Genomic DNA, 13,236 nt, shown 5'->3' with positions numbered 1-13,236 from the left:
AATGATTTATATCATTTCAAAGGTCAAACATTTCAGATAAATTTAAGCTGAAAGCTGAAATTCCATTTTACAGACAGAATGCCAACCCACGATAGATTTCAATTTTAAATAAGGTCAACAAATCAAAGAAGCCTTCAGTAGAGCTTATTAAAAGCAATAAAAATTAAGCATCGTCTTTTGAACATTCTGAAGCTTATTAGAACAACACAGATTCCTGAAAAATGAAAGAGCGCGAAACCAGGGATACCACACCTGAAAACCCGAAAAAGAAAGAACCAAAAATGCCATTTGGAGGTAAAAGTTTTAGCTGGTTTTATGTCCTGCTACTAATTTTTATTCTGATGTTCACCATTTTTAACCCCTTCACAGAAAGCAAGGAAATAACCTGGTTAGAGTTTGAGCGGGATTTCCTGGAGCAAGGCCAGGTTGAAAAGTTAGTGGTGGTAAACAAAGAAGTAGCAGAGATCTACATTAGGGAAGAATACCTTCAGGATCCTAAATATGAGGACATCTCGTTTTCTGAGTTCGGTCCTCATTACACGATGACCCTGGGTTCCGTGGAGAGTTTTGAAAATAAGCTTGAAAAAGCACAGCAGGATTTCTTACCGGAAGAGAAAATAGATGTTCAATATACAAGCCGGACAAACTTTGGAGATATACTTCCCTGGCTAATTCCCCTGGGGCTATTGCTATTGTTTTGGGTATTCGTAGTGCGAAGAATGAGTTCCGGTGGCGGCGCAAATCCATTTTCCAGTTTCGGAAAAACAACCGCCAGGATCTCGAATGCAGGCAGGAAAAACCCGGTTACCTTTAAAGATGTTGCAGGCTTAAATGAGGCAAAGTCAGAAGTTATGGAAGTCGTAGATTTTCTTAAAAATCCTGTGACATACACAAAATTGGGAGCAAAAATACCAAAAGGGGTGTTGTTGTTAGGTCCGCCAGGAACCGGAAAAACCCTTATTGCAAAAGCGATGGCCGGGGAAGCGAACGTCCCGTTTTTCTCATTATCCGGATCGGAATTCGTAGAGCTATTTGTTGGCGTGGGTGCTTCCAGGGTTCGGGACCTCTTCCAAAAAGCAAAGGAAAAGGCACCCAGCATTATTTTTATCGATGAGATAGATGCTGTGGGACGATCCAGGGAAAAGGTAAATGCGCTTCAATCTAATGATGAAAGGGAAAATACCCTAAACCAATTATTAACAGAATTGGATGGTTTTGGCGAAAATACAGGAGTGATTGTACTTGCCGCCACCAACAGGCCCGATATTCTGGATAAAGCGCTGTTACGTCCCGGGAGGTTCGACAGGCATATTTACCTGGAACTCCCCAACAAGTTGGATCGAATCGAGATCTTTGAGGTACATATCCAGAATCTAAAACTGGCAAAAGATATAGATGTAGAAGAACTAGCTTCATTGAGCCCTGGATTCTCGGGAGCCGATATAGCAAATATCTGTAATGAAGCAGCGCTTATCGCAGCCCGTAAAAAGAAGGAAATTGTAGAACAACAGGATTTTTTAGATGCCAGAGACCGTGTGGTTGGCGGACTTGAACGAAAAGGACATATAATATCACCTGTGGAGAAGAACATTGTCGCCTACCACGAAGCAGGGCATGCGGTTGCCAGCTGGTTTTTAAAACATGTAGATTCGCTGGTGAAAGTGTCAATTATTCCCAGGGGGAAATCCCTGGGATCTGCATGGTATCTTCCGGAGGAACGAAAGATTGTGACAAAGGCACAATTCATGGATCAAATTTGCGCATCTCTTGGCGGGCGTGCTTCAGAAGATGTAATTTTTAACGAGATTTCCTCCGGAGCCTTAGATGACCTTGAAAAAGTGACTAAACAGGCCTATACTATGGTTGCTTTTTATGGTCTGGATCGGGAAATTGGACCCTTGAGCTATTATGATTCCACCGGCCAGAATGAGCGAATCCTTTCTAAACCTTATAGTGAAAATATGGCTGAATTAATAGATAAGAAAGTTCATGATTTGATAACCAAATCCTACGAAAGAACCAAAAAAATCCTGGTGGATCATAAAGCTGAACTCGAAGAGCTTGCCCAACTCCTGCTCAAAAAAGAAGTGGTGGAAAAAACTGATTTGGAGAGAATTTTAGGAGAGAGAAATACCGAAGTTTTGTTTGATGAGAAAGATTAGAAATCAGGGGGGGGGATGTTATTTTTAAAGAAAAAATATAACAAACCCGATAAGAAAGAGTTTGTTAACGCCATCAATAGTGGTAAAGACGCAAATAGGAATATGATTGAGGTAATCGCAGACTTTTTTAGCGAAAACCTATTCAATTAAGGTACAGGGCTAAAAATGGAAATGGTGCAACGAGAAAGGAAGAATTATATGCATATTATTTTGAAAAAGATGACTTCCTGCAATTTGAATACATTGCCTATTCATATGAACTAGAAAGCTTTATTGATGTTGCAACTACGAAGCTAATGGACCTAGAAGACTTTTCTTAAGAAATCATTTTTTTAATAGAAATGAAGGCGAAGTAACCTTTGAAGATTTTAAAAGCAATATCCAGAGTATAACTAATTTTAATAATGTAGGAAATACACAAAATGCACCCTTAAACAAAACTTTTATTTTGTAGATACAGAAAAAAAATAAATCAACCGTACATTAATCGTACAAATATGAGAATAAAAAAACTCAAAAAGGATTAACTGGGTTGATCCCAGAGGGGGGACCAACAAAGCTTTAAATGCTTCAGGCTGGGCCTGAAACCATTTTTATTTTAATCCAGCTTTCCAAACTGCGTTTGAAGCTTCTTTACCGGAGACAAGAGAAAGGGATTAACTGCGTTGATCCCAGAGGGGGGGACCAACAAAATTTTAAATGCTCCAGGCTGCGCCTGAAACCATTTTTATTTTAATCCAGCTTTCCAAACTGCGTTTGAAGCTTCCTTAAAAGAGACAAGAGAAAGGGATTAACTGCGTTGATCCCAAGGGGGGAACCAACAAAGCTTTAAATGCATCAGGCTGCGCCTGCTATTTTTATTTTAATCCAGCTTTCCAAACTGCGTTTGAAGCTTCCTTACCGGAGACAAGAGAAATGGATTAACTGCGTTGATCCCAGAGGGGGGGACCAACAAAGTTTTAAATGCTCCAGGCTGCGCCTGAAACCATTTTTATTTTAATCCAGCTTTCCATACTGCGTTTGAAGCTTCCTTACCGGAGACAAGAGAAATGGATTAACTGCGTTGATCCCAGAGGGGGAACCAACAAAGCTTTAAATACTTCAGGCTGCACCTGAAACCATTTTTATTTTAATCCAGCTTTTCAAACTGCGTTTGAAGCTTCCTTAAAATAAAAATGCTCCCCCATTCAGGGAAGCATTTAAAGCTTTGCGGAGGAAGAGGGATTCGAACCCCCGGAGGTGTGACCCTCAACAGTTTTCAAGACTGCCGCATTCGACCACTCTGCCATTCCTCCTTAGCGGATGCAAATATAATAAGCTTTTTCAATTACACCCAATAAAAACTTCAAGTTTTTTAGACACTTTTGCAGGTGATTAATTTTCAGCTTGTAAGCTCAACAAAATTCTGTCGGTTTGTGGCCATTTCCTACCTTTAGCTGAAAATCTTGACCTGATGAAAAATATTTATGCCTTTATTATCTTGCTGAATTTTATACCAGGCTTAAACGCCCAAAATAAAGACCGAATGGAACAGGACTGGCCTAACCTTCAGAAATACCAAAAGGAGAATCAGAAGATCAAAGAATCTAATGAAAAACCCGTCGCAGTATTTATGGGTAATTCCATAACCGAAGGTTGGGTAAATACCAATCCGGAATTTTTCAGAAATAATAATTTCACAGGACGCGGAATTGGAGGCCAAACAACCCCGCAAATGCTAATCCGCTTCACCCCCGACGTGATCGATCTGGATCCCGAAGTAGTGGTCATCCTCGCGGGCACTAATGATATTGCCGGCAATACCGGAGCCTCCTCTGTAAAAATGATCACCGATAACATTAAGGCCATGGCCCAGCTTGCCGAAGCCAACGGGATAAAAGTGGTGCTGAGTTCCATCCTTCCGGTCTATGATTATCCCTGGCAGCCCGGCATTAAACCGGTTGAGAAAATTGCCGCAGTAAATAAATGGTTAAAGAATTACGCCCGGGAAAATAATCATATCTATCTCGACTATTTTCCTGTATTAGCGAATGAAAAAAAGGGGATGAAACCTGAATACGCTGATGACGGCGTTCACCCTAACAAAAAAGGCTATTCGGTCATGGAACCTCTGGTTCTTAATGCAATAGAAAAAGCCCTTGAGTCTAAATAAGAATTTTTTAAAGTAGATAATCTGTTTTCAGGTCAGGCACTTGATATTTATTACTGAAAACCCCTATCTTGGGGCTTTTTAAAAACAATTACTTAAACTATGAAAAAAATATTTTTGTTTGCCCTGTCCGCCGGGCTTGTTAGTTGCGGAGTCCACAACAAAAACGTTGAAAATGCAGATCCGATGGAGTATGCAAACACCATTACATCCCAGGAACTTAAGGATCACCTGTATGTTTTCGCCGATGATGATTTTGAAGGCCGCAATACCGGAGAACCGGGCCAAAAAAAGGCTGCCGAATATCTGCGTGCCGAATTTATTAATTTAAATATCCCTTCTCCAGCCGGCGTTGATAATTATTATCAGATTATTCCGACCGAATATTTCAACGGAAAATTAAAAGCTTCAGAAAATGTCCTTGGTTATATCGAAGGCAGTGAAACTCCGGAAGAAGTGCTTGTTATCACCTCTCATTATGACCACGTTGGAATTGATGAAGAAGGAAATATCTATAACGGTGCCGATGACGGAGGTTCCGGGCCAATGGCTATCATTGAAATTGCCGAAGCCTTCGCTGAAGCGAAAAAAGACGGATATACGCCAAAACGTTCCATCCTTTTTATGTTGCTTACCGGTGAGGAAAAAGGTCTTTTAGGTTCTAAATATTATACGGAAAACCCTGTTTTTCCACTTGAAAACACTGTGGTTAACCTTAATGCCGATATGATAGGTCGTATAGATGCTGAACACGAAGGCAACGATAATTATGTGTATTTAATTGGAAGTGACAAACTCAGCACCGATCTGCACGAGCTTAGTGAAAATGTGAATTCAGAATTTATGAATATGGATCTGGATTACACCTATAATGATGAGAACGACCCTAACCGTTTTTATTATCGCAGCGACCACTATATGTTCGCCAAGAATAATATCCCGGTGATATTTTACTTCAACGGTGTTCACCCTGATTATCACAAACACACTGATACTGCTGAAAAAATTGAATATGAAGCATTAAAGAAACGTGCGCAATTGATATTTTTAACCGCCTGGGAAATCGCGAACCGCGATGAGCGACTTGTGGTAGATAAAGCTGAAAAAACTGAAGAATAATCTCTTTTTTCAAAACTTATAATAAGCCCCGTTTTTCGGGGCTTTTTCTTTCTTAACAATTAATCTCTTGAGAATCAAGATATGGCAACTTGCAATTATTTATTACCTTGTAAAAAATTATCACTTTAAAAATGATCGATCTCGACCGGGAAACCTGGATTTATCTCGCCATTATCGTGGTTTTTCTAGTAATTTTTATGTGGAACTCCCGCCGCGCAAAACAAAACAGGAAAGCCCGCAAAAATGAAAACTTTAGAAGACGCTATCTGGAAAGGCGTAGAAAACAACAATCCGAATCAGAAAATCACCTCTAAGGTTTCATAAAACTTCATCCACGATAATTTTTTCACTTCCTTTTGTACCTTTGAGGGAAATAGCACTTATGAAAATTTACACAAAAACAGGAGATAAAGGAACCACGGCTCTTTTTGGAGGAACCCGTGTCCCTAAACACCATATACGCATTGAAAGTTACGGTACCGTAGATGAACTAAACTCTCACATAGGCCTGGTTCGCGACCAGAAAATAGACGAGCATACCCAGAAGGTCCTGATAAAAATCCAGGATCGCCTTTTTACAATTGGATCTATGCTGGCCACCGACCCCGAAAAAGCCACTTTAAAGAGTGGAAAGGAAAGACTCAATATTCCCAAAATTGCTGCGGAAGATATTGAGCTATTGGAAAAAGAGATGGATATGATGAATGAAAATCTTCCGGAAATGACCCATTTTGTTCTTCCCGGAGGCCATCAAAGCGTGTCATTCTGTCACATAGCGCGTTGTGTATGTCGTCGGGCAGAACGCATGGCTACCGCCTTATACGAAAATGAGAAGTTTGATGAAAAGCTGCTACAATACCTCAACCGCCTTTCTGACTATCTATTTGTGCTGGCACGGAAGTTGAGCCACGAGTTACAGGCTGATGAGATAAAATGGATCCCACCAAAATCCTGATATGCTCTTCCAACCTCTTCTAAAAAATAATTTTCACCGAAACTTATAATTTTAGAAAAAGTTCTTATATTATTGACAAAATAAAAGATTTTTTTCTTTGCTATATCAGTAAAAAATTTATTTTTGCAAAAATAAAAAACCCGATTAACCAATGTACTGGACTTTAGAATTAGCATCATATTTAAGCGATGCACCATGGCCGGCAACCAAAGACGAGTTAATTGATTATGCAATCAGGACCGGAGCCCCTTTAGAGGTTGTCGAAAACCTGCAGGCTATTGAAGATGAAGGAGATTCATACGATTCTATTGAAGAGATCTGGCCCGATTATCCTACTGACGAAGATTACCTTTGGAATGAGGATGAATATTAAGAAACACGCAAAAAAATAGAAAAAAGTCTCCAAAGCGAGGCTTTTTTTTTGCGTACATTTGAACCTTATTAAACGTAAAAACTATTATGAGTTTTTTAGATTCTGTATTAAAAGCATTTGTAGGAGATAAATCCAAAAAAGACGTCAAGGAAATAACCCCAATAGTTGACAAGATTAAAGCCCTGGAGGCTGATTTTGAAAAACTTAGCATTGATGAACTAAGAGCAAAAACCACCGAATTCAAAGGGAAGATCGCCGAGGCTTTGAAAGACGTAAATTCTCAGATTTCCGATCTGGAAAAAGAGGCTGATGAGTCTAATGATATCACCCGAAAAGAAGATATTTACGCCGAAATTGACGCGTTAAAAGATAATGCCTACGAAATTTCAGAAAAGGTTCTTAATGATATTCTTCCCGAAGCTTTCGCAACGGTGAAAGAAACCGCAAAACGCTTCTTTCATAATACTGAACTTAAAGTAACCGCTTCAGAATATGATCGGGAACTTTCAGCAGAGAAAGATTATATCACTCTTGATGGTGATCATGCCATATGGAGTAATTCCTGGGATGCCGCAGGGAAACCAATTACATGGGATATGATCCACTATGATGTTCAGCTTATTGGTGGGGTGGCTATGCACCAGGGTAAAATTGCAGAGATGCAAACCGGAGAAGGTAAAACCCTTGTAGCAACACTACCTATGTATCTTAATGCCCTTACCGGAAACGGGGTTCACCTGGTAACGGTGAACGATTACCTGGCCAAGCGTGACAGCGCGTGGATGGCTCCTATTTTTCAGTTTCACGGCATGAGTGTAGATTGTATAGACTACCACCGTCCTAATTCGGCGGCCAGAAGGAAAGCCTATAATTCAGATATTACCTATGGAACCAATAATGAATTTGGTTTTGATTACTTAAGAGACAATATGTCTCACGCTCCCGACGATCTTGTACAGCGTCCTCACAATTACGCCATTGTGGATGAGGTGGATTCGGTTCTTGTAGATGATGCCCGTACGCCGCTTATTATTTCAGGACCAATTCCCAAGGGAGATGTTCACGAATTTGACCAGTTAAAACCAGCAATATCTACCATCGTTGAAATGCAACGCAGCCATCTTACCAAAGTACTGGCTGAAGCAAAAAAACTAATCAAAGAAGGCAACACCAAAGACGGAGCTTTCTTATTGCTTAGAGTTTATCGCGGACTACCAAAGAATAAAGCTTTGATTAAATTTCTCAGTGAGGAAGGTATAAAGCAGCTACTTCAAAAAACCGAGAACCATTATATGCAGGACAACAACAGAGAAATGCCCAAAGTTGATGAAGACCTGTATTTTACCATTGAAGAGAAAAACAACCAGATAGACCTAACCGATAAAGGTATTGAATACCTTTCAGGAAAAGATGATCCTGACTTCTTCGTGATGCCTGAATTAGGTATGGAAATCGCCAAAATTGAAAAAGAAGGACTTCCCAAAGAAGAGGAAGCAGAGAAAAAAGAAGAACTCTTCCGCGAATACAGTGTGAAGAGTGAACGTATTCATACCCTTCGCCAGTTGCTTAAAGCCTATACCCTATTTGAAAAAGATACCGAGTATGTGGTGATAGATAATAAGGTGAAGATCGTAGATGAGCAAACCGGTCGTATTATGGAAGGCCGTCGTTACAGCGATGGATTACACCAGGCCATTGAGGCTAAGGAAAATGTAAAGATCGAAGATGCTACCCAAACCTTTGCTACGGTAACCCTTCAGAATTATTTCAGGATGTACCGCAAACTTTCCGGTATGACAGGTACTGCGGTAACTGAAGCCGGGGAACTTTGGGAGATCTACAAACTGGATGTTGTTGAAATTCCAACCAACCGCCCAATTGCCCGTAATGATAAAGAAGATTTGGTTTATAAAACCAAACGTGAAAAATACAACGCGGTAATCGACCACGTTACTGAACTTTCCCGAGCAGGAAGACCGGTACTTATCGGTACAACTTCCGTAGAAATTTCAGAATTGCTAAGCCGTATGCTGAAACTTCGAAATGTTCCGCATAACGTGCTTAACGCGAAACTGCATAAGAAGGAGGCCGATATTGTTGCAGAAGCCGGAAAATCGGGAATTGTGACCATCGCCACCAACATGGCAGGTCGTGGTACCGATATCAAACTTAGCCCCGAGGTTAAGGAAGCCGGAGGACTCGCCATTGTAGGTACCGAACGTCACGATTCAAGACGTGTAGACAGGCAGTTAAGAGGTCGTGCAGGGCGCCAGGGAGATCCGGGAAGCTCTCAGTTCTATGTTTCCCTTGAGGATAACCTGATGCGTTTATTCGGTTCTGAAAGAATTGCGAAACTTATGGATAAGATGGGATTGGAAGAAGGCGAAGTAATTCAGCACTCTATGATCTCTAAATCCATTGAACGGGCACAGAAAAAAGTAGAAGAAAATAACTTCGGAATTCGTAAACGTTTGCTGGAGTATGATGATGTAATGAATGCTCAGCGGGAAGTGATCTACAAGCGTCGCTACCACGCCTTATTCGGGGAACGTCTTCGCGTAGATATCGCCAATATGATTTTTGATACTTCTGAGGCTATTACCGAAGGAAATAAAATAGCTCAGGATTTCAAAAACTTTGAGTTTGAGCTTATCCGATACTTCTCTATGAGTTCTCCGGTTACAGAGGAAGAATTTGAGAAAATGGGTATTCAGAAGATTGCCGGCGAAGTTTATAAAGAGGCCTACAAACATTACCAGCAAAAAATGGAGAACAGTGCCGAAAAGGCTTTCCCCGTAATTAAGCAGGTGTATGAAGGCGAGAATAAGTTTGAACGAATCTCGGTACCGTTTACCGACGGACAAAAAACGCTTCAGGTAATCACAAATCTTGAAAAAGCCTATGAGACCAAAGGTGCTCAACTGGTAAAAGATTTCGAAAAAAATATCACCCTGGCTATTATTGATGACGCCTGGAAAACTCACCTTCGTAAGATGGACGAGTTGAAGCAGAGCGTTCAGCTAGCGGTACACGAACAAAAAGATCCGTTGCTTATTTATAAATTCGAGGCTTTCGAATTATTCAAAGCTATGTTAGACCAGGTGAACCGGGATGTGATTTCCTTTCTTTTCAAAGGAGAAATCCCTCAAGGAAATGTATCTAATATTTCTGAGGCAAGACAGCCAAAGAAAAAAGAAAACCTGGAAACTCAGAAGGACGAAATTCCTAATATGGATGAACGCGCGGCTCAAAACCAGGCGGCAGGCCAAACTCAGCAACGCCGTCCTCAGGTTACCGAAACCATTACCAGAGACCAGCCTAAAATTGGTCGTAATGATAAGGTTACCATCAAAAACGTGATGAGTGGAGAGAACAAGACTATGAAATTCAAACAAGCCATCCCACTTTTAGATAAAGGAGATTGGGTGTTGGTAGATAAGTAAATCTTCATATAATATATGCTGAAAGATCCCGGAGCTGTTGCTTCGGGATCTTTGTTTTTCTGACTGAATGATAATTTTCCTTAATTTTACTCAACTAACCAATACCAAAATGAAGAATTACACTATTGAGATCAAATGGGGAATCATCTTTTTTGTTGTATCGCTACTTTGGATGTATTTTGAAAAAGCCATGGGGTGGCATGACGTTCTTATTTCCAGCCATCCGCTTTATACCAATTTCTTCGGATTACTTGCGATAGCGATCTATCTTTTTGCCATATACGATAAACGAAAGAATTATTTTCAGGGCAAAATGAGTTGGAAGCAGGGATTTGTATCCGGGGTGATTCTAACTATCGTAGTAGCTTTACTTTCTCCTTTGGGTCAATATATTACTCATGAATTTATTTCCCCGGATTATTTTAAAAATGCCATCGCGCACAGTGCGGAAAATAGTCCAATGGAAAAAGAGGATGCTGAAGCCTATTTTAATCTACAATCTTATATTATACAATCCGTTTCGGGAGCTTTGATGATGGGCGTAGTTACTTCGGCTATTGTTGCACTTGTCTTAAAACGGAAATAATCTTAGTGTCTTAACTTCAGTAATAATTCGGGATCGGGACAATTGCGCAGGTAAAAATCAAGATCCCGCCTTGAAGCAACTCCCGGAAAGTCTCCTATTTTATCTTCCAGGTGGCCGATGATCTGGAAATGAAGATGTGGGGCATAATCTCCGTTTTCTTCAGCAGTACCCAATTCCCCAATCTTTTCACCTTGTTTGACTTCCTGACCGGGTTTTAGGTTTTCCAGTGATTTTCGGCTCAGATGACCATAAAGAGAAAAGAATTTATCGCCATTAAGGCTATGTTCAAGAATAATAGTAGGACCATAATCTCCAAAATTCGCATTATCCTTAAAACTATGGATCTTTCCATCTAAAACCGCCAAAACCGCGGTATAGGCAGGCGCCCAAAAATCCATTCCCAGGTGAATATCCCGGGCATCCTCAAGGTGGCTAAAAAGCTCGCTGCGTTTATAGAGTTTCCTAATCTCGCTATAACCTCCGAATGCTACCTTTTTTCCCGTGTTCTTCAGGTAATCTTCTATAAATCCCGCAAAGGAATCCGCTGATGATATATCGATTTTTTCAAGTTCCTCGTTGGTTTCAGAAAGATCTATCGCAATATAATCCTCCGGTGTGAAACTGGTATCCAGTACACTGGTAAAGCGCTGGGTAAGGTTCCATATAAACTTTTCAAATCCTGATCTCTCCATCCTTTTCCTTTTTAAAGCAAAAACCCGCAACAAAAGCTGCAGGTTTTGATTTTTCAAAAATAAGCCCTGGATCTTAATTTACCAAGACATCGCTAAAACTTGCTTTAATTGTTACTGAAGCATTCGCATCCCGGGTTTTATTATACCCGTTAAGGCTTTCATTATCATAAGAACTGCTGCTTTTAAGTTTTAAGGCTGAAGGCGTTTTGATCTTACTTTTTGTTCCATTATAAGTAAAATTATATGCAGCATCTGGTAAAGACAATTCCATATCGCTGTTTTCAAGACTTACATCCAGATTTTTAAATCCGGGATGAAGTTTACCGATTTTCAACTTACCAAAACTTCCACTAAGTATCCCGGTCTCCCCTATCTCATTGAAGAGAATGTCGCTGGATTTAGAATCAAGTTTAATGCTTCTGGCCTTGTCAATCTTTAAGTCCTTTACATAGCGTGCGCTCAATACTCCGTAATCCCAGGTTTTGACCTTCACGGGCGTATAGGCTACTTTGATCTCTGTTTGTTTGCCGCTAATGGTATTAGCTGTAAACCGACTATGGGAGAGGTCAGCTTTTAAATTTTTAGTTGTACCGCTTAGTTTTACATCCCCGTGACGAACATCAAGATTTAAATTGGAATTTCTGGGAATATTTAGCTTAAGGGTCTTTTTGGCCCCTCCATCCTTACTTCTTAATACTTTGATATTCCCGGGGTCCATATTACCGGTTGCCATATCTGCTTCAAACTGCTGAGCCCATTGTTCCATATCCTGCCCGAAGTTCTCTCCCCAGGCTTCCATTTTTTTTCCGAACTCTTCGCCCCAGGCTTCCATATCTTTTCCGAAGTTCTCTCCCCAGACTTCCATATCCATCTCGAATTTCTTCATATTCGGATTGTTCTCAAACTGCTCTGCCCATTCTTCCATTGCCTTTTCGAAATCTTGACCAAAGTTGCCTTCCATCTCTTTTTCAAATTTTTCAAGGTATTTATCCCCGTCCTTTCGATAAGCTTCATGATCAAATTTTATGCTGCCCATACTTTCAGCAAATTCGGGCGGAAGCGGATTATTCGTTAAACTTTCCAACATGGGACCAAGATTTTCCATAAGCGGACCGAGCATTTCAGGAAGTTGTGCCAGGGGCTCTTCCAGGGCCTGCATACTTCTTTCCCAGTTAACAACTACCGGTCCTGAATTGATCTCTAAATTTCCTGCAGAAGTCTTAATTTCAGGCTTCCAGTCTTCGGTAAGTTTTTTCCGGGCTTCTTCATCCATTCCTTCGGTATCAAGAATCGCTTCCACTCTTACCTCGTTCTTATCCCAGTAATCCACAACAATGTTGGTATGGCTACTGTTTATCTTTATTTCGGCATCAGAGTTAACCTTATAACTTTTATCTAAGGTTTTGGTTTGGGCAAACGCGACGGCGCTGATGAACGCCAGGATCGCGAATAAATTATACCTGATAGTTTTCATATTGATCGTCTTTTGATTGATTGATTTCCTTTAATTTATTTTTTAATTTATAGAGTAGTTCCAGGCGTAGCTGAAGATTACCGATCATAGCATCGATACTTTGCTCATTGGGACCATTATTACTAATTTCCGTATTGAGACGTTGATATTCCTCGTCCAGATCGGCTAGCTGTTCCATAAAGGAATTGATAAGATCCCGGTTTTCATCGTTTATATCAATTTTAGCCAGTTCCATATTCAAACTCGCCAGATAGAAATTTTCGATCTTTTTGAATTCTGGTGA

General features: G+C 40.4%; 10 protein-coding genes, 1 tRNA gene and 1 pseudogene. 8 read left to right on the top strand and 4 right to left on the bottom strand.

Annotated elements, in window-relative coordinates; genetic code table 11:
• The first annotated feature begins 221 nt into the window (after positions 1-221).
• Complete coding sequence (gene ftsH / locus ACESK1_RS09560; RefSeq protein ID WP_372919958.1) at positions 222-2,162, top strand: ATP-dependent zinc metalloprotease FtsH; 1,941 nt, start codon at positions 222-224, stop codon at positions 2,160-2,162.
• Between the two features lie 1,210 nt (positions 2,163-3,372).
• Here ftsH and ACESK1_RS09555 read toward each other — a convergent pair.
• Positions 3,373-3,457: transfer RNA gene (locus tag ACESK1_RS09555), tRNA-Ser, on the bottom strand.
• A gap of 158 nt (positions 3,458-3,615) precedes the next feature.
• Between ACESK1_RS09555 and ACESK1_RS09550 the strand changes: the two genes are divergently transcribed.
• From ACESK1_RS09550 to ACESK1_RS09520, 7 genes are all read left to right on the top strand, one after another.
• Positions 3,616-4,314: an SGNH/GDSL hydrolase family protein gene (locus ACESK1_RS09550; protein ID WP_372919957.1), complete on the top strand. Its 699-nt coding sequence runs from the start codon at positions 3,616-3,618 to the stop codon at positions 4,312-4,314.
• Positions 4,315-4,413: 99 nt separating this feature from the next.
• Entirely contained in the window at positions 4,414-5,430 is a 1,017-nt protein-coding gene (locus ACESK1_RS09545; protein WP_372919956.1) for a M28 family metallopeptidase, read from the top strand.
• Between the two features lie 131 nt (positions 5,431-5,561).
• Positions 5,562-5,744, top strand: a complete 183-nt coding sequence (locus tag ACESK1_RS09540; protein WP_372919955.1) for a hypothetical protein — start codon at positions 5,562-5,564, stop codon at positions 5,742-5,744.
• Positions 5,745-5,812: 68 nt separating this feature from the next.
• Positions 5,813-6,385 carry a cob(I)yrinic acid a,c-diamide adenosyltransferase gene (locus ACESK1_RS09535; RefSeq protein ID WP_372919954.1) on the top strand — a complete coding sequence of 191 codons (573 nt, stop codon included), beginning with the start codon at positions 5,813-5,815 and terminating at the stop codon, positions 6,383-6,385.
• Between the two features lie 151 nt (positions 6,386-6,536).
• Entirely contained in the window at positions 6,537-6,758 is a 222-nt protein-coding gene (locus ACESK1_RS09530) for a DUF2795 domain-containing protein (protein WP_008272287.1), read from the top strand.
• 86 nt (positions 6,759-6,844) lie between these two features.
• Positions 6,845-10,201 (top strand): preprotein translocase subunit SecA, encoded by a 3,357-nt coding sequence (gene secA, locus ACESK1_RS09525; RefSeq protein ID WP_372919953.1) that lies wholly within the window; start codon positions 6,845-6,847, stop codon positions 10,199-10,201.
• Positions 10,202-10,310: 109 nt separating this feature from the next.
• Positions 10,311-10,787, top strand: coding sequence for a DUF4199 domain-containing protein (locus ACESK1_RS09520; protein WP_372919952.1), 477 nt, complete (start codon positions 10,311-10,313; stop codon positions 10,785-10,787).
• 2 nt (positions 10,788-10,789) lie between these two features.
• Here the strand turns inward: ACESK1_RS09520 and ACESK1_RS09515 are convergent, their stop codons facing one another.
• From ACESK1_RS09515 to ACESK1_RS09505, 3 genes and pseudogenes are all read right to left on the bottom strand, one after another.
• Positions 10,790-11,479 carry a peptidoglycan DD-metalloendopeptidase family protein gene (locus tag ACESK1_RS09515; protein ID WP_372919951.1) on the bottom strand — a complete coding sequence of 230 codons (690 nt, stop codon included), beginning with the start codon at positions 11,477-11,479 and terminating at the stop codon, positions 10,790-10,792.
• 73 nt (positions 11,480-11,552) lie between these two features.
• Complete coding sequence (locus ACESK1_RS09510) at positions 11,553-12,953, bottom strand: hypothetical protein (RefSeq protein WP_372919950.1); 1,401 nt, start codon at positions 12,951-12,953, stop codon at positions 11,553-11,555.
• A pseudogene (locus tag ACESK1_RS09505) lies at positions 12,934-13,236 on the bottom strand (hypothetical protein); the annotation flags it as partial. The gene ACESK1_RS09510 and the pseudogene ACESK1_RS09505, both read right to left, overlap by 20 nt.

This window comes from Salegentibacter sp., from assembly GCF_041642575.1.
GTDB lineage: Bacteria > Bacteroidota > Bacteroidia > Flavobacteriales > Flavobacteriaceae > Salegentibacter.
This window is presented reverse-complemented; position numbering and strand designations above follow the sequence as displayed.

What these genes read in the sequence shown, in the direction of transcription:
- ACESK1_RS09550 (WP_372919957.1), top strand. Translation starts at nt 3,616, where the DNA reads ATGAAAAATATTTATGCCTTTATTATCTTGCTGAATTTTATACCAGGC.
- ACESK1_RS09535 (WP_372919954.1), top strand. Translation starts at nt 5,813, where the DNA reads ATGAAAATTTACACAAAAACAGGAGATAAAGGAACCACGGCTCTTTTT.
- ftsH (WP_372919958.1), top strand. Translation starts at nt 222, where the DNA reads ATGAAAGAGCGCGAAACCAGGGATACCACACCTGAAAACCCGAAAAAG.
- ACESK1_RS09545 (WP_372919956.1), top strand. Translation starts at nt 4,414, where the DNA reads ATGAAAAAAATATTTTTGTTTGCCCTGTCCGCCGGGCTTGTTAGTTGC.
- ACESK1_RS09515 (WP_372919951.1), bottom strand. Translation starts at nt 11,479, where the DNA reads ATGGAGAGATCAGGATTTGAAAAGTTTATATGGAACCTTACCCAGCGC.
- ACESK1_RS09530 (WP_008272287.1), top strand. Translation starts at nt 6,537, where the DNA reads ATGTACTGGACTTTAGAATTAGCATCATATTTAAGCGATGCACCATGG.
- ACESK1_RS09520 (WP_372919952.1), top strand. Translation starts at nt 10,311, where the DNA reads ATGAAGAATTACACTATTGAGATCAAATGGGGAATCATCTTTTTTGTT.
- secA (WP_372919953.1), top strand. Translation starts at nt 6,845, where the DNA reads ATGAGTTTTTTAGATTCTGTATTAAAAGCATTTGTAGGAGATAAATCC.
- ACESK1_RS09540 (WP_372919955.1), top strand. Translation starts at nt 5,562, where the DNA reads ATGATCGATCTCGACCGGGAAACCTGGATTTATCTCGCCATTATCGTG.
- ACESK1_RS09510 (WP_372919950.1), bottom strand. Translation starts at nt 12,953, where the DNA reads ATGAAAACTATCAGGTATAATTTATTCGCGATCCTGGCGTTCATCAGC.